Here is a 19069-nt window from a genome sequence, read left to right as displayed (position 1 = left end):
GGAGACGATCCGGGCCGGACAGGCATGGGATGCCCGTCGCCGGGACACGCACAGGTCAGGCCCCGCCGCGCTCCCCCGTCGCGGCGGAGCTTCGCCGTGCCCTGGCGGCCGGCGACGTCCGCGGCAGCCGCCACGGCGTCCGCGGCCCGCCGGACACGGCTCGCGGTCGCGTGCCTGTGCCTGTGACCGTGCCCGTGCCCCGTGCCCGTGACCGGCGCGCTCCCGCCGTGCGGAAGGCGTTATTCGGGGAACGTGTCCCCGCAGGACCCCTACGGCGGAAGGACGAGGCATGAGCGACGGCGGCGACGGCAACCGCTCCCTGGGGCACACACCGTTCAAGCGGTCCCGCAGCCACTTCACGGACCGGATCACCGCCGACGGCCGCGACGGCTGGCCGGTGGAACCCGGCCGGTACCGGCTGGTGGTCAGCCGCGCCTGTCCGTGGGCGAGCCGGTCGCTGATCTCGCGGCGGCTGCTCGGGCTGGAGGACGCCCTGTCGCCGGCCGTGGCCGATCCGATCCAGGACGACCGCAGCTGGCGTTTCACCCTGGACCCCGGCGGACGCGACCCGGTGCTCGGGATCCGCTACCTCGGCGAGGCCTACGACCGGCGGGAGACGGGCTACCCCGGCGGGGTGAGCGTACCGGCGATCGTGGACATCCCCACCGGCGCCCTGGTGACCAACGACTACCAGCAGATCACGCTGGACTTCGCCACCGAGTGGACGGCCCTGCACCGGCCCGGCGCACCCGACCTGTACCCGCAGCAGCGGCGCGACGAGATCGACACGGTGATGGCCGAGGTGTACGAGGACGTCAACAACGGGGTGTACCGGGCGGGCTTCGCCACCGGCCAGAAGGAGTACGAGGAGGCGTGCGAGGGCGTGTTCCGGCAACTGGAGCTGCTGGCGGACCGGCTCGCCCGGCAGCGCTATCTGGTCGGCGACACCATCACCGAGGCGGACATCCGGCTGTTCACGACGCTGGTCCGTTTCGACGCCGTGTATCACGGACACTTCAAGTGCAACAAGTGGAAACTCGCGGAGCACCCGGTGCTGTGGGCGTACGCCCGGGACCTGTACCAGACACCCGGTTTCGGCGACACGGTCGACTTCGACCACATCAAGCGCCACTACTACCAGGTGCACACCGGCATCAACCCGACCGGCATCGTGCCGCTGGGCCCCGACCTGACCGGCTGGCTGGCGCCGCATCACCGGGAGGAGCTGGGCGGCCGTCCCTTCGGCGACGGGACGCCTCCGGGCCCGGTGCGTCCCGAGGAGGAGGTGCCGCCGCAGGGCAGGCCCTGACCCGGCGAGGACCCTGCCTCCGTCCCGGCCCGCGCACGCGCAAGGAGACACAGGTGGCCAAGAAGAAGCGCAAGTTCCCCCTCGCCTACCAGCCGATCGGCTATGTGCTGGGCTGGGCCGGCGGAACACTGGCCGGGATGGCGTTCCGGGCCACGTGGAAGGTGCTGAGGCACGAGGACGACGCGCCGGACGCCCTGGACCGGGACCGCCGCTGGGGCGAGATCCTGCTGGCCTCGGCGGTGCAGGGGGCGATCTTCGCCGTGGTGCGCAGTGCCGTGGACCGGGCGGGCGCCCGGGCCGTCGAGCGGACGACCGGGGTGTGGCCGGCCAAGGCGCGGGGCGGCCGTGCCTGAACGGCCGGGACCTGGAACCTGCGGAGGCCGGTCGGGCTGCGGAAACGGCGCCGTTCTGCCCGGTCGGCGGGTCGTGACCGCCGGACGGCCCCGGCGGTCACCATGTGACGGGCCGGACGGGCGGGCCGCCGTTGTCGCCGTGAGCGCGGGCGGGCAGGCTTGATCACATGAGTGAGATCAAGACGATGCGGGCCGTCGGGCAGGACGTGCTCGGCGGCCCCGAGGTGCTCCGGCTGATCGAGGTGGAGCGGCCGGCGCCGCGGCCCAACGAGGTGCTGGTGCGGGTGCGGGCGGCCGGGGTCAACCCCACCGACTGGAAGCACCGCGCCACCGGTGCCTTCCTCGGCGAGCCGCCGTTCGTGCTGGGCTGGGACGTCTCCGGCGTGGTCGAGGAGACCGGGATCGGCGTGGCCCTGTTCCAGCCCGGCGACGAGGTCTTCGGCATGCTGCCGTATCCGTTCGGCCACGGCTCGCACGCCGAGTACGTGATCGCGCCGGCACGGGCCCTGGTGCCCAAGCCGGCCGCGCTCGACCACGTCCAGGCGGGCGCGCTGCCGCTGGTCTCGCTGACCGCCTGGCAGGCCCTGGTCGAGCACGCGGACCTGCGCGCCGGGCAGCGGGTCCTGATCCACGCGGCGGCCGGCGGGGTGGGCCATGCGGCCGTGCAGATCGCCAAGGCGCGCGGCGCGTACGTCATCGGCACCGCGAGCGCCGGCAAGCACGACTTCCTGCGCGGCATCGGCGTGGACGAGCCCGTCGACTACCGCACGATCGATGTCACCGAGGCCGTGCGGGACGTCGACGTGGTGCTGGACACCCTGGGCGGCGACACCTCGGTGCGTTCGCTGCGCACGCTGCGGCCGGGCGGCGTGCTGGTGTCGATCCTGCCGGTGGGTTCCGGGACGCTGGCCGAAGAGGCCGGCCGGCTGGGGGTCCGGGCGGTGCGGATGCTCGTCGACGCCGACCAGTACGGGATGCGGGCGATCGCCGAGCTGGTGCAGGCCGGGAAGCTGCGGCCCGCCATCGCCGGGACCTTCCCGCCGGCCGAGGCCGCCAAGGCGCACGAGCTGGGCGAGACCGGCCGTACCACCGGCAAGCTGGTGCTCGTCATGGAGTGACCGGAACTGACAGCAACCCGATGACATATGTCAATCGAACATGCTGGAATTCACTCCAACGGGGGTAGGTTGCCGGGCAAGGGCAGGGGGTGCTCACCGGGGTCCTCCGCCCTCCCGGACCCGACCCGGTGGGAGGCGATGCCGTCGTGCCGCAGGAGTCCGCGCCGTTCACCCGGCACGTACGGGTGCACCGGGACCGCGGCTGCACCGTGCTGACGCTGAGCGGCGAGATCGACATCGCCGCGGCGGAGGAGATCGGTCCGTGCCTGGACCGGGCGACCGACCGGTTCGGGGCACGGGTGGTGATCGACCTGAGCGAGGTCGACTTCTTCGACTGCTCCGGGCTTCGCCTGCTCTACCGGGCCCGCGGCCGGCTGCTGGAGCGGGGCGGCGAGCTGCGCCTGGTGTGCACGGATCCGCTGACGCTGCGCATCCTGAAGGCCACCGGCCTGGCCCGGCTGACCCCTCCGCAGCCGACGCTGGAGGCCGCGCTGTCCCAGCCCGGTGCGGGCTCCGGCCCCGGGTGACCTCGCAGGTCTCGTCCCGGCGGGCGCTCAGGCCGGCCGGGACGCGGCACACCGAGCGGCGTCTTGCCCGCCCGGCCGGCCCGGCGGCTTTTGGGCCGGCGCCGCTCGCGGCCCGGCGGCACGGGCGGCGCCTGTCGCCGTTCCCCACAGCCGCTTCCGGCCTGCGGTCTGGACCAAGGACTTGACGGGGCCTTACTTCACTTCTTAAATCAAGGACCGTCACATCCACCCCCCATCACGGTTTGGCGTGCCCCTGTCAGGGCCGCCGTACGGAAGGGAACGCCGTGGCCAGCCCACGCCTTCTCCGCAGATGTCTGCTCACCGCCCTGTCCGCCGTGCTCGCCGGGTCCGCCCTGGCCGGGCCCGCCCAGGCGGCGGCACCGACGAGCAGCACCTCCTCCGCCGCCGCGGAGGTGACGACGTTCTCCGACACCTTCGACGGGCCCGCGGGTTCGCCCGTCGACGGCTCCAAGTGGCAGATGGAGACCGGGGACAACGTCAACAACCACGAGCGGCAGTACTACACCTCGGGCACGAACAACGCGGCCCTGGACGGCCAGGGTCACCTGGTCATCACCGCCAAGCGCGAGAACCCCGGCAACTACCAGTGCTGGTACGGCACGTGCCAGTACACCTCGGCCCGGCTGAACACCTCCGGGAAGTTCGCCGCGCAGTACGGTCACGTCGAGGCCCGGATGAAGATCCCGCGGGGCCAGGGCATGTGGCCGGCGTTCTGGATGCTGGGCACCGACATCGGTGACGTGGGCTGGCCGAACTCCGGCGAGATCGACGTCATGGAGAACGTCGGATACGAGCCGTCCACGGTGCACGGCACCATCCACGGCCCGGGCTACTCCGGCTCGGGCGGCATCGGCGCCCCCTACTCCCTGCCGAACGGCCAGGCCTTCGCCGACGACTTCCACACCTTCGCCGTCGACTGGGCCCCGGACTCCATCACCTGGTCGGTGGACGGCAACGTCTACCAGCGCCGCACCCCGGCCGACCTGGGCGGCAAGACCTGGGTGTTCAACAAGCCGTTCTTCCTCATCCTGAACCTCGCGGTGGGCGGCGACTGGCCCGGTGACCCGGACGGTTCCACCTCCTTCCCGCAGCAGCTGGTGGTCGACTCGGTCTCGGTCACCACGAGCAACACGGCCACCGGCACGGCGATCCGCGGCCTGGCCGGCAAGTGTGTCGACGTGGCCGCCGCGAACTCCGCCAACGGCACCCCGGTCCAGCTCTACGACTGCAACGGCACCGCCGCCCAGCAGTGGACGGTCGGCTCCGACGGCACCCTGCGCGCGCTGGGCAAGTGCCTGGACGTGAAGGACAACGGCACCGCGGACGGCACCCCGGTCCAGCTGTGGGACTGCACCGGCGGCCCGAACCAGAAGTGGGTCGTCACCGACGCGCACGACATCGTCAACCCGCAGGCGGACAAGTGCCTTGACGTGAAGGACAACAACCCGGCCAACGGCACCCCGCTGCAGATCTGGAGCTGCAGCGGCAACGCCAACCAGAAGTGGACGGTCGGCTGAGCATCCCGTCCGGCAGACGGCACGGCCCCGGGGACCCGGCGTTCACGGTCCCCGGGGCCGTGCTCGTGCGTGCCGTCCGGCGGCATCCGGCCCACCGCGACCCCGCCCGGGTACGCCGGCCGCGGGCGCGGGCGCTGCGGAGACGCGCGGGCGGCGCCCCGCCTACCGGCGGGGTGTCCAGGTGAACTTGTCACCGCCCACCCAGCGCACGGTGTCCGGGTCGTCCAGGTCGTGCACCCTGACGCCGAACGCGGCGGCGGCCTCCAGGACGTCGGTGACGGTCCTGGCCTCCCCCACCACTTCGCCGTCGATCTCCACGATGCGGAACGGCGGGTCGCCCGGGTACACCCCGGACACCTTGATCCGCGGCCGGGAGATGTGGGGGCTCGCGCTTTCGGTCATGTCTTCCACCCTAAGGTGTGCTGTCCGGTAACTCCGGTTTGCGGCGCGGTGCCGGCGCCGACGGGACCGGCGGGCGCGGCACACCCGCCCGGCCAGGTCCTTCCCGCGGCAAGCCGGGCGGGTGTGCTCACGGACGCCGCCACTCGTCGCCGCTCAGATGGGAGCCGGCCATCGGTCCCATGCGCAGCATGCCGCCGTCCACGCTCCAGGACGCCCCGGTCACATAGGAGGCGTCGGGGCCGGCGAGGAAGGCGATCACGGCGGCGACCTCGCGGGCGTCGCCGGGCCGGCCCAGCGGCACACCGGGGCGGTGCCGGGTGCGCACGTCGGCGTCCTCCTGCCCGGTCATCGGGGTGGCGATCTCGCCGGGGGCGACGGCGTTCACGGTGATGCCGTGCTCGGCCAGCTCAAGCGCCATCACCTGGGTGAGCAGCCCGAGGCCGCCCTTGGCCGCGCAGTACGGGGCGGCACCCACCCGGGGCTGGTGCTCGTGCACCGAGGTGACGTTGACGATGCGGCCGCCGTCCCCCTGGTCCACCATCCGCCTGGCCGCCCTCTGCCCGCACAGCAACGGCCCGGTCAGGTCCACGTCCAGCACCCGGCGCACCTCGTCGAGGCCAAGCTCCAGGAAGGGCGTCGCGGTGCCCGTGCCCGCGTCGTTGACCAGCACGTCGATCCGGCCGCCGAGGGCGTCGGCCAGTTCGTCGACCGCGTCGGCGGCCTCAGGGAGCCGGGTCAGGTCCATCCGGGTGACCGCCGCCCGGCGGCCGAGGTCCCTCACCTCCTGCGCGGTCCGTCCGGCGCCCGCCTCGTCGCTGTGCCAGGTGATGCCGACGTCCATGCCCGCCGCGGCCAGCCGGACGGCGGTGGCGCGGCCGATGCCGGAGTCGGAGCCGGTGACGACGGCCACCTCGGCGGCAGGGGGTGAGGTGCCGGTGCCGGACATGCTGGTCGCCTCCTCACAGCGGCGGTGCGCAGGACGAGGCACCGCAGTACCCGGGGGGTGTGCCGGGCAAACCCCCGCCGCCGTGCGGTGCGTCCCGCCCCGACCGGGTCCACCCTGGTGGTGGAGGTGGCCATGGACCCCGTCGAGGCACTGGACCGGATCGCGTTCCTGCTGGAGCGGTCCCAGGCGCCGACGTATCGCGTGCGTGCCTTCCGCACGGCCTCGCGGGTGCTGTCCGCGCTGCCCGCCGGCGAGGTCGCCGAGCGTGCCGCGGCCGGAACCCTTCAGTCGCTGAAGGGTGTCGGACCGCGGACCGCCGAGGTGGTGCGGGAGGCGGTGGCCGGGCAGGTGCCCGGGTATCTGCGCAAGCTCCAGGACGAGGCGGGCGGCCCGGCAGCCGGCGCCGGGGCACGGCTGCGGGCGCTGCTGCGCGGTGACTGCCATCTGCACTCCGACTGGTCCGACGGCGGCAGCCCGATCGAGGAGATGGGCCGGGCCGCCGCGGACCTCGGCCACGAGTGGGCGGTGCTCACCGACCACTCGCCCCGGCTGACCGTGGCCCACGGGCTGTCCCCCGGCCGGCTGCGCGAGCAGCTGCGGACGGTCGCGGAGCTGAACGACACCTGGGCGCCGTTCCGGCTGCTGACCGGCATCGAGTGCGACATCCTCCCGGACGGCTCCCTCGACCAGGAGCCGGAGCTGCTGGCGCGCCTCGACGTCGTGGTGGTGTCGGTGCACTCCCAGCTGCGCATGGACGCGCGGTCGATGACCCGCCGCATGGTGGCCGCCGTGCGCAACCCGCACGCGGACGTGCTGGGCCACTGCACCGGACGGCTGCTGACCGGGCGGGGCCGGCCCGAGTCCGTCTTCGACGCGGACGAGGTGTTCGCCGCGTGCGCCGAGACCGGCACCGCCCTGGAGATCAACAGCCGTCCCGAGCGCCTCGACCCGCCCCGGCGGCTGCTGCGGCGTGCCGTGGAGGCGGGGGTGCTGCTGTCCGTCGACACCGACGCGCACGCACCCGGCCAGCTGGACTGGCAGATCAACGGCTGCGCCCGCGCCGAGGAGTGCGGGGTGCCGCCCGCCCGGGTGGTGACCACATGGTCCGTGGACGACCTGCTGGCCTGGGCCTTTGAGCGCCGCCTGCCGGCCGGCGCGGCCGGCGCCTGACGTGGTACCCGGCCGCACACCCCGGGTGAGCAGCGGCGGGTGACGGGCCGTGCGAACAGTGTCCCGGACAGCATGTCACCGGACAGCAGGAGAGGACGACGCCGATGGACCGTGCCGCCGTGTTCGACGTCGACGGAACCCTCGTCGACACCAACCACCTCCACGTCGTCACCTGGTGGGAAGCCTTCCGGCAGGCGGGTCACCGGGTGCCGATGCACGCCGTCCACCGCGCCGTCGGCCTGACTTCGGCCGACCTGATCGGCCACCTGCTCGGCGAGGACCGCGACACCGGCGAGGACGCCCGGATCAGCGCGGCCCACACCACGCTGTACGCCCAGTACTTCGACCGGCTGCCCGCCTTCGCCGACGCGGGGCGGCTGCTGCGCCGTCTGCACCGGGAGGGCTGGACGGTGGTCCTGGCCACCTCGGCGAGCGGCCCGGAGCTGCGCGCGCTGCTCCGCGCCCTCGACGCCGACGACGCCGTGGACGCCACCGCCTCCTCCGACGACGTGCGGCAGGGCAAGCCGGCGCCGGAACCGGTCGAACGCGCCCTGGAGCTGGCCGGGGTGCCCCCCGAGCGCGCGGTGTTCGTGGGCGACACGGTATGGGACATGCGGGCAGGCGCCGTGGCCGGCGTGCGCTGTGTGGGTCTGCTGTGCGGCGGCATCCCGCGGGCCGATCTGATGGCGGCGGGCGCGGACGCGGTGTACGACGATCCCGCGCACCTGCTGGCCGAGCTGGCGGACAGCCCGCTCGCCTGAACGGGGCTCCGGTCGCGGCCCGCGCCGCCGGCTCCCTCGGCGGGGCGGACGAGCGCGGGCGGGAGCGTCCGCGGGTCGCGGCGGCCCTGCGGCCGGGTGGATCCGGCGGTGCGGGGGTACTCGGGGGTGCGTCCGCCAGCCCTGCCGAGAGGAGTTCCAAGGTGAGCAGTGCACCGGGCAACAGGGTCGTCGTCACGGGTGCCACCGGCAACGTGGGGACCAGTGTCGTCCGCCTCCTGTCCGAGGACCCGGACATCGGCACCGTCCGGGGCCTGGCCCGCCGGGTCCCCGACTGGTCGCCGCCGAAGACGGAGTGGTCCGCGGTCGACATCGCCTCGGAGGAGACCTCGCTCGCCGGACAGTTCGCGGGCGCCGACGCCGTGATCCATCTGGCCTGGGCCTTCCAGCCCACGCACGATCCGGCGGCGACCTGGCGCACCAATGTCCTCGGCAGCATCCGGGTGTTCGAGGCGGTGGCCGCCGCCCGGGTGCCGACGCTGGTGCACGCCTCGTCCATCGGTGCCTACTCACCGGGGCCGAAGGACCGTCCGGTGGACGAGTCCTGGCCGACCCACGGCTGGCCGGACGCCGCCTACACCCGGGAGAAGGCCTATCTGGAGCGGGCCCTGGACATCTTCGAGCGGGACCACCCGGACATCAGGGTGGTGCGGCTGCGTCCCGGGTTCCTGTTCAAACGGGAGGCCGCGAGCGAGCAGCGGCGCATCTTCGGCGGCCGGTTCCTGCCGGGGCCGCTGGCGCGGCCCGAGCTGCTGCCGTTCCTGCCCGACATCCCCGGACTGCGGGTGCAGGCCCTGCACACCGACGACGGTGCCCGGGCCTGTCAGCTGGCGCTGCGGCACGAGGTGCGCGGTCCGTTCAACCTGGCCGCCGACCCGCCGCTGGACGCACGGGTGCTCGGTGAGCTGCTGGGCGTCCAGCGCCGGGTGCACCTGCCGCGCGGTGCCGCGCGCTCGGCGATCGCCGCCGCGTGGGGGCTGCGTCTGCTGCCCGCCTCACCGCATCTGTTCGACGCGCTGCTGCGTCTCCCGCTGCTGGACTGCACCCGGGCGCACACGGAGCTGGGCTGGCATCCGCAGCGCACGGCGATCGAAGCCGTCCAGGAACTCCTCGACGGTCTGCACCACGGCGACGGTGCGGCCACCGAGCCGCTGCGGGGCCGCAAGGTCGGCTGAAGGACCTGAGCGGCCGCCCCGGGAGCGCCGCCCGCACCGGGGCGGGGGTCCGGAATGCGGGCGGGAGCACGACGACCACCCGGCGCTCCGGGCGACGGCGCTCCGGGCAGCCGTCGTCAGCCGGGGGACTCGTCCGGTACGGGGTGTTCGGGGTTGACCGTGGCGGCCCGCGGTGCGCCCCGGCGCCCGGTGCCCGCCTCGTCCGTGTCGGGCAGCGACTCGTCGGGGACGGGTCCGGCCCGGTCGCCCTGGCCGGCCGTGGTGCCGGGGCCGTCTGCCCGGCGCGTGCCTGTCTCGGCGGCCTCCCAGGGGTCCTCGTCCGGGCGGGCCTGCTGGTCGGGCATGTCCCGGGGGACGGGCGCGCGACTCGTTCCGGGTGTGTCCCGGCGGTGCTCGGGCATGGCCTGCTCCCTTCCCGCACGGCGTGCTGGGCCGAGGCGCGGGTACCGCTCCGGTGACCGGCGAAACCCGCCGCCCGGCCGCCGGCGCCGCTCCGGCCGCGTGCTCAGCGGCGCAGCCGCAGCGCCCGCATCTGCTCCTCGAGCGGGCCGAGCCCCACGTCCTGGCGGCGCTCGTCGACCGTCTCCGGGCGCCGGACCGGGTAGGGGCGCAGGGTGACGGGATCGACACGGGTCCCGTAGTACTGCGGTTCGCCCCGGTCCACGGCGCAGTGGTCGGCGATGTAGGCGAAGTGGACGGCGGGGACGCGGCCGTCCGCGGTAGCCTGTTCGATCAGATCCCGGCAGTGCAGCCGGAACGTCAGGTCGGGGGCGTGCAGCAGGATCATCAGCGCCGCGGTCGACGCGGCCGGGCCCACGACGTCGACGGCGGGCCAGCCGTACCGCCGCACGATCGCCTCCAGGGCCGCGGCGTTGTCACGGCGGCACTCGGCGAGGCGGCGGCGGCATTCGGGTGTGGGGCTGGTGCCGGCCGCCCGCGTCGCCTGCCGGTCCAGCTCCGCCCGGCGCATCAGCTCGTCCGCCACGGCGGGGCCGGGCCTCTCGCCGGGGCCGGCGGCCTGTGCCGGTCCGGGGGTCTCCTCGTCGTCGTCCGGGCGCACGGCACCGGCCGGCCGGTCGCCGGCGTCCGGCTGCCCGTCCTCGGCGGCGCGGGCCCGGGGTACCGGGGCGGCCGCGGACGCCGTCGCGGGCCGCGGCTCGGTGACCGTCCCCTGTGCGGCGGCCGGGAATCCGGCCGCCGGCGGCGGGCAGGACAGGGCCGGGCCGGGAAACGCGGTCATCGCGTCCTCCCTTCCCCCAGCGCGAACCACACCCTCTCCCCGCGGCGGCCGGCCTCGGGCGGGGACATGCCCCAGTCGTCGGCGAGCGCGTCCACGATGGCCAGTCCCCGTCCGCTTTCCGCGGCGGTGCCGGCGGTGCGGCGCTGCGGCAGGACGGGCGAGGAGTCCGCCAGCGTCACCCGCAGGGTGCCGTTGCTCCATTCCACCGTGAGGGTGATGGTGTCGCGCGGACCGTTACTCGCGTGGGTGACCGCGTCGGCGAACAGTTCGTCCATGGCCGGCACCGCGATGTCGCACCGGTCGGCCGGCAGCGGCAGCCGGACCAGCTGCGCGGTGACGAGACGCCGGAGGGCCGGCGCCCAGGAGAGGTCCGCGGGCACCGTGATCCGCAGACGCACCGGCTCGGGCGTCGCTTGCGCCGTACCGGCGGCCGTGTCGCATCCGGGGGTCCCGGGCGGCCCGGTGAGAACGGCAGGCGCACGGCCGGCCGGGCCGCCCTCGGCGTTCGGCTGTCCAGCGGTCACGGTGGTCATCCAGGTATCGCCTCGCAGTCCGTGCATGCGGTGGGGACACCGCAGCCGGCGGACCGTCAGTTCCCCTGCCGGCGCCCGTGGTGAGACCCGAACGAGGGCCCGAGCGGCGGCTCCCCGGATCACTATGATGTGGCACACACTCAGCTCGCAACTGGCGTTCTGATAATTTCAGGCAGACTCGCATCACCCTGTCACTGTCGTCGGGAGCGTGGCACACTGCCGCTGTGACAGCCGTTCCGGGAGGTCAGGAGTGAGCGAGAACCGCTCCCGGCGGGCCGGGCGTCCGCGGCACACGCCGCCGGGGACGGCCGGGCCGTCGCCCGCACCGACCAGGGCCGGACCGCTTCCGGGCCGCGACCGAACCGTGCCCGGGCCGCGGACCGGCCCGACACCGCGGGACCGCCCGCTCGCACCTCCCGCCGCGCGGACGGTCCCGCCCCCGCGCCGGCCGCCGGACACCGCCGCCCCGCCCGCCGTCGTCAACTGACGTATCGCAGCCACATGCTGACGGTAAGTTGCCTTCCGGCCGCGTGATGCACGGCAAGAGGTCCACCATGGCAGAAGGCCTGCTCACCCCAGACCGGGAAGCGCTGTCAGATCGACACGACGGTGCCGCACTCGGCCGGCATCTGGAACTACTGGACGGGCGGCAAGGACAACTACGAGGTCGACCGGATCGCGGGCGACGCCTACCGCGCACACGCCCACGCCATCGAGACGATGGCCCGCGCCTCCCGCCAGTACCTGATCCGTGCCGTGACCTTCGTCGCCCGCGATCTCGGCATCCGCCAGTTCCTCGACATCGGCACCGGACTGCCCACCTACGACAACACCCACCAGGTCGCCCAGCGCATCGCCCCCGAGTCCCGCATCGTCTGCGTCGACAACGATCCGCTGGTGCTCCGTCACGCCCAGGCGCTGCTGACCAGCACGCCCGAGGGCGGCTACGCGCGGCGTTCGGCCAGCGCCTCTTGCCAGGCCGGGCGTCGCGCGGGAGGCTCCGGTTCCAGGCGGCGGCCGCCGCGCGCGAAGAAGTCGGCCAGCGGCAGGATCGCGGCGCCCACCGTGACGGCGTCCGGGCCGAGCCGGCCGAGGTCCACGGTCACCTTCCGCACGGGGTGGCGCAGCGCGTACGCGGCGGCGTGACGGCGGACCGCGGGCAGGAAGCGGGCGCCGAGCTGCAGACCGGCCCAGCCGCCGATGAGGATCCGCTCCGGCTGGAAGAGATTGATCAGGTCGGACAGCCCGGCCCCCAGGTACTCGGCGGTCTCCTCCAGCACCGCGAGCGCCACCGGGTCGGCGGGGGTGCCGTCCGGCGGGTAGGCGGCGGCCAGCAGGGCGGACAGCGCGGTCTCCTCGTCGGCGTCCGCCGGCGGCCGCCCGCCCGCCTCCCGCCAGCGGGCCAGCAGCGACTCCGCTCCCGCATAGGCCTCCAGGCAGCCGAGCGCTCCGCACCGGCAGCGGCGGCCGCGCACCCGTACCGTCAGGTGTCCCCACTCCACGGCCCGGCCGCGGTCCACCTCCGGGGTCACCACGCAGGCACCGACACCGGAGCCGAAGAGCACCACGACCGCGTTGCCCGCCCCGCGCCCGGCGCCGAACCACATCTCGGCCTGGCCCAGCGTCCGGGCGCCGTTGTCGATGAAGTACGGCACGGTGCCGGGCAGCGGGGACGCCTCGCGCAGCAGGCTCTCCAGGGGCACCGCGTCCCAGCCGATGGTCTGCCCGTGCACGACCGCGCCCCGGTCCTCGGTGCGCTCGACGATGCCGGGGACGCCGATGCCGACGCCGAGCAGCCGCTCGGGCGGCAGCCCGGCAGCGGCCAGCACCTCGGCGATGCCGTCCCGGATGTGCCCGGTGATCACGTCGACGTCATAGCGCTGGGCGGTGGCCGCCGGCCGCTGAGGCGCCAGCGGGCGGTCGGCGCGGGCCAGCTCGGTCAGCGTGAGGTCGAACAGTTCGACGCGGACCCGTGTCTCGCCGACGTCCACGCCGATCATGTGCCCGCTCTCCCGGGCGACCCGCAGCAGGGTGCGCGGCCGGCCGCCGTCCGAGCCGACGCTGCCGGCCTCCTCCACCAGCCCGTCGGCGATCAGTTCCGCCACGACATTGCTGACCGAGCCGGAGCTGAGGCCGGTCGCCGGGCCGAGCTCGAAGCGGCTGAGGGGTCCGTCGAAGTACAGCCGTTGCAGCACGGCCGTCCGGTTGCCCCGCCTGAGATCGCGCACCGTGCGCCCGTTCCGCCCCGCCATGTGGCTCCCTTTGTCCCGAACTCGGCCCGAGCTGCAACATACCGCCACGAGACACCGCGACGCGACTTTCTCTTCCTCTTATTCAACGTAGTAAATTAAGTCTCTTTCTCCCCTCCTCTCCTCCTCCCCCTTCTGGCCCGTCCCCTGGGCGACAGAGCCCCGGGCACACCCCGCTGTCCCCGGGCACCCCGCGCCGCCTGATCAGCGGCGCACCGCGGCCCGGCGCACCAGATGCACCGGCCGCGGAAATCCGGTGGAGAACCCGCCCCCTTCCCTGTCTATCCTAGGAACGAACCTAAAAGCTTTAGGAACCGTGCCGTGTGCGCGGGCCACGACTCTGGAGCCACCCATGAGGCCACTCGCCGAGGCAGAGATCCGCAGCTCGTTCGTCAACTGCTCCAAGGGCGAGGCCAAGCGGCTGTTCGTCCCCCGGGACCTGGCCGAGCGCCCCTGGGACGACCTGGACTTCCTCGGCTGGCGGGACCCGGGCGCCCCGGACCGCGGCTATGTGGTCACCGAACGGGACGGCCGGCTGGTGAGCGTGGCCCTGCGGCTGCCGTCCTCGCAGCGCGGTGTGCTGCACAGCAGCATGTGCTCGCTGTGCCTGACCACCCACCGCGGCGACGGCGTCGCGCTGATGACCGCCCGCAAGGCGGGCGCGGCCGGACGCGAGGGGCATTCCGTCGGCGCGTACCTGTGCGCCGACCTGGCCTGTTCGCTGTACGTCCGCGGCAGGAAGCTGCCCGCGGGGGGCGGCCGCCTGCAGGAGAGCCTGACCCTTCAGGAGCAGATCGACCGGACGCGGGGCAACCTGGCGGCGTTCCTCGACAAGCTGTACGCGTGACGGCGGCCCGCCGGCCGCCCCGCCCCGGCCGGCCTCGTCGCGGCGGCACGGTCCACGGTCCGGCCTGAAGGACGACAGACGTTCGGCCCTTCACCGAACGGGGAAGATCGCACCAATGCGAGATCTACGGCAGTGGCCGGCGTCGTTGGTACGACTGCTGCGCCGGCACCGCGATCCCGTCGTCGTCCAGGCGCTGCGGTCGACGGTCGCGGCGACGGTGGCGTATGTGATCGCCAAGCGGCTCAGCCCGGAACCGGCACCGCTGACCGCGCCGCTGACGGCTCTGCTGGTCGTCCAGGTCACTCTCTTCGCCACGCTCAAGACGAGCATCCGCCGGGTGAACTCGGTGCTGGCGGGCGTGCTCGTGGCGATCGCCTTCTCGCAGCTGGTGGGTCTGACGTGGTGGAGCCTGGCCCTGGTGATCCTGGCCGGGCTCGGCGTCGGGCATCTGGTGCGGGTGGACGAGTTCGTGGCAGAGGTGGCGATCAGCGCCATGCTGGTGCTGGGGGTCACCAGCGTCGGCAGCACGGCCTGGGCGCGCATCGTGGAGACGGTGATCGGCGCGGTGGTCGGCATGGGCTGCAATCTGCTGCTGGCTCCCCCGGTGTGGACCGAGGAGGCCGGTGAGTCGATCGAGGGGCTGGCGCGCCGGATGCGCCGGCTGATGCTGCACATGGGCGAGGAGGCCGCCGACGGCGTCTCGGTGGCGCGGGCGGCGGCCCGGCTGCACGAGGCTCGCCGGCTGGACCACGCCATCGCCGACGTGGACGCGGCTCTGCGACAGGCCGAGGACAGCCTGCGGCTCAACCCAAGGGTGCGCGAGGGGCTGCTGACGCGGGTGGTGCTGCGCACCGGGCTGGACACCCTGGAGATCTGCACGGTCGTGCTGCGGGTGCTGTCGCGCACCTTCGCCGACCTGGCCAAGCAGCGCGCGCCGCAGCCGCTGTTCTCCCCGCAGACCGCGCCGCTGGTCCAGCAGTTGCTGTCGGAGATCTCCGACGCCGTGGTCAGCTACGCGGTGCTGGTGACCACCGATGTGCGGCTGAGCGCCGAGTCGGCCGAGGAGCGGCTGGCCGCCGAGCTGCGGCAGGCCTCGGCCACCCGGGACAAGCTGGCCCAGCTGCTGCTGCGGGAGGTGCAGCAGGACACCGGCCACTGGCACCTGCTGGGGGCGGTGCTGACCGAGGTGAACCGCATCCTGGACGAGATGGACATCGAGCACCGGACCAACCGGCTGCTGGAGGAGCTGGACCGGCTCACCCGGGAGCGCCGCGAGCGGATGCCGCGCCTGGCCCGGATCGGCGAGCGGCTGGGGGTGCCGGCGCGCGGCCCTAGGTGAGACACGCCGTGCGGTGGGCCGCCCCGCACCCGGCGGCACCGGGACCGGTGCGCGCCGCGGCGGAGCGGCGCCGCCGTCACCCCTCGCCGTCCGGCTGCTGCCGCTGCAGGGCGCGCGGGCAGGTCTCGGCACTCGCCTGGGACAGCAGCACGTGCATGCGTTCGGCGAGTTCGGAGACGTCGTCGGCGGGCGCGTGGAAGGGGAGCCGTACCTCGCCGTCGGTGCGGGGCCGCTCGATGCGCAGGGTCAGGCCGTGCCGGTCCACCGCGAGGGGACGCACGCGGACCGCGCCGTGCAGGCTGTCGGCGCGGACGAGCCGGGTGAGGCGGTCCACCGCGTCCTGGTGGCAGTCGGCGAGGTGGGTGAGCAGCCGGGCCTCCGCACCGGCCAGCGGGTCGGGCGCGGCGGCGGCGAACTCGTCGGGGTCGACCACGACCGCGCCCGAGGGCCGCCGCAGCACCACGCGCTGCGGCCGGAAGACGAGGTGGTCCTCTCCCGGCGCGAACCGTCCGGCGAGCCACAGCCGGGCGCGGATGCGCCGGCGCACGGGGACGGGTGCCACGTCGGCGAACTCCAGCACGGCGGGCAGCTCGCCCCGTGGCGCGCAGGTCACGGTGGCGTTCAGCCGGCCGTCCTCGGGCACCCGCAGGAACACCCGTCCGTCCTCGGCCACGGTGTGCGCACCGACGACGTCCTCCCGGCCGCCGGCGGCGGTCACGGCACAGGAGAAGGCGGTGGCGAGCACCGATCGCGCCTGCTGTGCCACGGACGGCATCGCGGCCCACGACTGGCTGTCATCCATCCCGGAACCTCCTCTAAGGTTAGGCTTGCCTAAGCTACCGGAGATCGGGGCAGGCGCCAACCGGCGGGGGCCGTCGTTCGGTGGCACACCGGGGGCGTACGGATGCGGGCGGGCGGGCCGGACCCCGGCCCGCCGCACCGCCGCTCGGGGCCGGCCCGCCGGCAGAGCACGGGTGCACGGAGCACCGCCCCGCGCGCGGCCCGGGGCACGGCCCCGCACACGGTTCACCGGGCACGCGCCGCGGCGCGCCGGGCCGTGCCCCGGCCGCCGGCCACCGGTCGGGAAGGCGGCCGGACGGGTCAGACCTCGTCGCGGACCAGGGCGAGCAGCCGGTCCAGGACGCGGGAACCGCCGGCCCGGACGCCGTCGTGCTCGAACTCGTCGGTGACCCAGGTGCGCAGGCCGCGGATCGCGCGGGCGGTCCGAAGCGCGTGGGCGGTGTCGACGTACATGTCGTCGTGGTAGACGGCCGCGGCGGCCGGAACCTCGTTGGCGGCGAGCCGGCCCCGGTCGTACAGGGGCCGCCAGTCGGTGCGGGCGGCGAGCAGCTCGGCGGTCTCGCGCAGCGGGCGCAGCGCCGGGTCGCAGTCGAACATCCACGGGTGCACGGACTCACCGGTGAACAGCACCGGTTCGTCGCCCGCCAGCGCCTTGGCGGCGTCGAACTGGGGGAACTCCGCGCGCACCCGCTCGGCCGACCAGGCGGTGGGCCGGGCGTCCTGGCCGTAGATGGCCTCGTGGACCAGGGCGTACAGGGGGTGAGCGGCGTACGACAGCTGGCTCAGGACCTGTTCCTGGAAGGCGTCGGACAGGGCGGGGCCCGCCGGGGTGCGCACGAAGGCGTGCTCCAGCAGGAAGTGCAGGCGGTGGCTGCCGTCGCCGGTGCCCAGCATGATCCCGAGGGACTGGAAGGCCTCGACGGTCAGGCGGTAGCCGTTGGGCAGCACGACGTCGTGGGTGAGCAGGTGGTCGGCGATGCAGCGGACGCGCTCGACGTCCTGCGGATAGCGGGCGTAGTGGGCGGCGACCTTGCGTTCGATGCGCGGGTAGGCGGCGCGGTAGACGTCGTCGGCGTGGGCGTCGAGGGAGGGCAGCCCGCCGGTGATCAGCGCGGCGGCGAGGCCCTCGGGGCGGGCGGAGAGGTAGTGCACCGCGCAGAAGCCGCCGAAGCTCTGGCCGAGGACCGTCCAGGGGGCGCCGCCGGTCAGGCGGGGGCGGATCGCCTCGCAGTCGCGGACGATGGAGTCGGCGCGGAAGTGCGTCAGGTAGTCGGCCTGTTCGGCCGGCCCTCCGCGCAGCGGGAGGGTCTGGCGGTTGGCGGGGGTGGAGCGGCCGGTGCCGCGCTGGTCCAGCAGCAGCACCCGGTACTCCTGCAGGGCCCGGCCGAGCCAGGCCTGTTTGCCGATGAAACGGTTCGCCCCGAATCCGGGCCCGCCCTGCAGATACAGCAGCCACGGCAGGTCGTGGTCCGCCTTGTCGCTCGCGACGACCTCACGGGCGAACAGCTCGATGGTCTCCCCCGCCGGGTCGTCGTGGTCGAGCGGCACGGTGAAGGTGTGGTCGGTGAGAACGACGCCGGGCTGGCGGTAGGTGACAGTCAAGGGATCTCCCCGGGGCGCAGGGTCTACGGCCGCGACCCAGTTCAGCACACATTTCTGCGGCGTCGGACTCCGGGGACCGTCTTTCTTGCCGCGCGCCCTCGGGTCAGCGGCCCGGCAGGGTGGAGCTGCGCACCACCAGTTCCGGCTGGAGCACCACGCGGCGGTGCTCGTGCTGCCCGGACGTGCCCTGGTGCGCCTCGGTCTCCTCCAGCAGCAGCCGGGCCGCCATGGCGCCCATGGTGGCGGCGGGCTGGCGGACGGAGGTGAGCGGCACGGCCGCGGCGGCGGCGAACTCGATGTCGTCGTACCCGACGATGGCCAGGTCGCCGGGGACGTCGACGCCGGCCGCGTACATGGCCTGCAGCACACCCAGCGCGAGCAGATCGTTGGCGCAGAACACCGCCGTGGGCCGGTCGGCGAGGCCGAGGATGCGGGCGCCGGCGTCCCGGCCGGCGGCCACGTCCAGGCGTTCGGTGGGCAGTTCGCGCAGCGCGTCCGGGCCGAGGCCCGCCTCGCGCAGGGCGTCGAGCGCGCCGGTGCGCCGGTCGCGGACCTGGTTGAGGCCGGGCGGGCCGCTGACGTACGCGATGGACCGGTGCCCGGCGTCCACCAGGTGCCGTACCGCCAGGGCGCCGCCGGCCACGTCGTCCACGGACACCGAGCACTCGGTGGCGCCCTCGGCGACCCGGTCGACCAGCACGAACGGGATGTTGTGGCGGCGGAAGGCGGCGAGGTTGCGGCCGGTGGCGTCGGTGGGGGTGAGCAGCACGCCGCGCACCCGCTGTTCGGCGAAGAGCGAGAGGTACTCGGCCTCCTCCCCGGGGCTCTGGGCACTGTTGCAGACCATCACGCCGAGCCCGGCCTCACGGGCGGCCCGCTCGGCGCCCCGGGCGACGTCCACGAAGAAGGGGTTGCCCATGTCGAGCACGAGCAGTCCCATGATCCGGCTGCGGCCGGCGCGCAGCTGGCGCGCGGACTCGCTGCGGACGTAGCCCAGCCGCTCGATCGCGGACAGCACGCGGGCGCGGGTCGCGGTGGCGACGGTCTCAGGACGGTTGATGACGTTGGAGACCGTGCCCACGGAGACACCGGCGGCGCGGGCGACGTCCTTGATACCCACCGACTGGGTCATCGAGCGGAG

General features: G+C 74.4%; 19 protein-coding genes and 1 pseudogene. 11 read left to right on the top strand and 9 right to left on the bottom strand.

Going from position 1 to position 19069, the window contains the following annotated elements; all coding sequences use genetic code 11:
- Window positions 1-289 precede the first annotated feature (289 nt).
- The 5 genes from IE286_RS23615 to IE286_RS23595 all read left to right on the top strand — a co-directional run bounded on the left by IE286_RS23615 (window position 290) and on the right by IE286_RS23595 (window position 4845).
- The gene (locus IE286_RS23615) at window positions 290-1309 is read left to right on the top strand and encodes a glutathione S-transferase family protein (protein ID WP_189798794.1); all 1020 of its coding nucleotides are present in this window, start codon (window positions 290-292) and stop codon (window positions 1307-1309) included.
- A 53-nt stretch (window positions 1310-1362) separates the two neighbouring features.
- Window positions 1363-1662 (top strand): DUF4235 domain-containing protein, encoded by a 300-nt coding sequence (locus IE286_RS23610; protein WP_189798793.1) that lies wholly within the window; start codon window positions 1363-1365, stop codon window positions 1660-1662.
- A 167-nt stretch (window positions 1663-1829) separates the two neighbouring features.
- On the top strand, window positions 1830-2780 hold the full coding sequence (locus IE286_RS23605; protein ID WP_189798792.1) for an NADP-dependent oxidoreductase: 951 nt from the start codon (window positions 1830-1832) through the stop codon (window positions 2778-2780).
- A 146-nt stretch (window positions 2781-2926) separates the two neighbouring features.
- Window positions 2927-3307, top strand: coding sequence for an anti-sigma factor antagonist (locus IE286_RS23600; protein WP_189798791.1), 381 nt, complete (start codon window positions 2927-2929; stop codon window positions 3305-3307).
- 284 nt (window positions 3308-3591) lie between these two features.
- On the top strand, window positions 3592-4845 hold the full coding sequence (locus IE286_RS23595; protein ID WP_189798790.1) for a lectin: 1254 nt from the start codon (window positions 3592-3594) through the stop codon (window positions 4843-4845).
- Window positions 4846-5007: 162 nt separating this feature from the next.
- On the opposite strand, the gene IE286_RS23590 is transcribed toward IE286_RS23595, so the two are convergent.
- Together IE286_RS23590 and IE286_RS23585 are read right to left on the bottom strand one after the other, a co-directional pair.
- The gene (locus tag IE286_RS23590) at window positions 5008-5247 is read right to left on the bottom strand and encodes a hypothetical protein (RefSeq protein ID WP_189798789.1); all 240 of its coding nucleotides are present in this window, start codon (window positions 5245-5247) and stop codon (window positions 5008-5010) included.
- A 127-nt stretch (window positions 5248-5374) separates the two neighbouring features.
- Window positions 5375-6193 carry an SDR family oxidoreductase gene (locus IE286_RS23585; protein WP_189798788.1) on the bottom strand — a complete coding sequence of 273 codons (819 nt, stop codon included), beginning with the start codon at window positions 6191-6193 and terminating at the stop codon, window positions 5375-5377.
- A 132-nt stretch (window positions 6194-6325) separates the two neighbouring features.
- Here IE286_RS23585 and IE286_RS23580 point away from each other — a divergent pair, with 132 nt between their 5' ends.
- The 3 genes from IE286_RS23580 to IE286_RS23570 all read left to right on the top strand — a co-directional run bounded on the left by IE286_RS23580 (window position 6326) and on the right by IE286_RS23570 (window position 9317).
- Window positions 6326-7363: a PHP domain-containing protein gene (locus IE286_RS23580; RefSeq protein ID WP_189798787.1), complete on the top strand. Its 1038-nt coding sequence runs from the start codon at window positions 6326-6328 to the stop codon at window positions 7361-7363.
- A gap of 104 nt (window positions 7364-7467) precedes the next feature.
- Window positions 7468-8124, top strand: coding sequence for an HAD family hydrolase (locus IE286_RS23575; RefSeq protein WP_189798786.1), 657 nt, complete (start codon window positions 7468-7470; stop codon window positions 8122-8124).
- Window positions 8125-8285: 161 nt separating this feature from the next.
- Window positions 8286-9317 (top strand): SDR family oxidoreductase, encoded by a 1032-nt coding sequence (locus tag IE286_RS23570; RefSeq protein WP_189798785.1) that lies wholly within the window; start codon window positions 8286-8288, stop codon window positions 9315-9317.
- 116 nt (window positions 9318-9433) lie between these two features.
- Here IE286_RS23570 and IE286_RS23565 read toward each other — a convergent pair whose 3' ends face one another.
- The 3 genes from IE286_RS23565 to IE286_RS23555 all read right to left on the bottom strand — a co-directional run bounded on the left by IE286_RS23565 (window position 9434) and on the right by IE286_RS23555 (window position 11090).
- Window positions 9434-9718, bottom strand: coding sequence for a hypothetical protein (locus tag IE286_RS23565; protein ID WP_189798784.1), 285 nt, complete (start codon window positions 9716-9718; stop codon window positions 9434-9436).
- A 104-nt stretch (window positions 9719-9822) separates the two neighbouring features.
- Window positions 9823-10557, bottom strand: a complete 735-nt coding sequence (locus IE286_RS27805) for a DUF6624 domain-containing protein (RefSeq protein ID WP_308115060.1) — start codon at window positions 10555-10557, stop codon at window positions 9823-9825.
- A complete protein-coding gene (locus IE286_RS23555; protein ID WP_189798783.1) occupies window positions 10554-11090 on the bottom strand; it encodes an ATP-binding protein in 537 nt (178 codons plus the stop codon). Before IE286_RS23555 ends, IE286_RS27805 begins: the two co-directional genes overlap by 4 nt.
- Window positions 11091-11644: 554 nt before the next feature.
- On the opposite strand from IE286_RS23555, the pseudogene IE286_RS23550 reads away from it, so the two are divergent.
- Window positions 11645-12032 (top strand): annotated as a pseudogene (locus IE286_RS23550) (SAM-dependent methyltransferase); the annotation flags it as partial.
- Window positions 12033-12034: 2 nt separating this feature from the next.
- On the opposite strand, the gene IE286_RS23545 reads toward IE286_RS23550, so the two are convergent.
- Window positions 12035-13342: an ROK family transcriptional regulator gene (locus tag IE286_RS23545; protein ID WP_189798782.1), complete on the bottom strand. Its 1308-nt coding sequence runs from the start codon at window positions 13340-13342 to the stop codon at window positions 12035-12037.
- A 349-nt stretch (window positions 13343-13691) separates the two neighbouring features.
- Between IE286_RS23545 and IE286_RS23540 the strand changes: the two genes are divergently transcribed.
- Both IE286_RS23540 and IE286_RS23535 read left to right on the top strand, forming a co-directional pair.
- The gene (locus IE286_RS23540; protein WP_189798781.1) at window positions 13692-14186 is read left to right on the top strand and encodes an FBP domain-containing protein; all 495 of its coding nucleotides are present in this window, start codon (window positions 13692-13694) and stop codon (window positions 14184-14186) included.
- A 115-nt stretch (window positions 14187-14301) separates the two neighbouring features.
- Window positions 14302-15525, top strand: coding sequence for an aromatic acid exporter family protein (locus tag IE286_RS23535; RefSeq protein ID WP_189798780.1), 1224 nt, complete (start codon window positions 14302-14304; stop codon window positions 15523-15525).
- Window positions 15526-15601: 76 nt separating this feature from the next.
- Here the strand turns inward: IE286_RS23535 and IE286_RS23530 are convergent, their stop codons facing one another.
- The 3 genes from IE286_RS23530 to IE286_RS23520 all read right to left on the bottom strand — a co-directional run bounded on the left by IE286_RS23530 (window position 15602) and on the right by IE286_RS23520 (window position 19060).
- Complete coding sequence (locus tag IE286_RS23530; protein WP_189798779.1) at window positions 15602-16327, bottom strand: DUF2470 domain-containing protein; 726 nt, start codon at window positions 16325-16327, stop codon at window positions 15602-15604.
- Between the two features lie 299 nt (window positions 16328-16626).
- Entirely contained in the window at window positions 16627-17928 is a 1302-nt protein-coding gene (locus IE286_RS23525) for an alpha/beta fold hydrolase (RefSeq protein ID WP_189798778.1), read from the bottom strand.
- A gap of 103 nt (window positions 17929-18031) precedes the next feature.
- A complete protein-coding gene (locus IE286_RS23520) occupies window positions 18032-19060 on the bottom strand; it encodes a LacI family DNA-binding transcriptional regulator (RefSeq protein WP_189798777.1) in 1029 nt (342 codons plus the stop codon).
- Window positions 19061-19069 lie beyond the last annotated feature (9 nt).

It is taken from the genome of Streptomyces thermodiastaticus, from assembly GCF_014656135.1.
Lineage (GTDB): Bacteria > Actinomycetota > Actinomycetes > Streptomycetales > Streptomycetaceae > Streptomyces > Streptomyces thermodiastaticus.
This window is presented reverse-complemented; position numbering and strand designations above follow the sequence as displayed.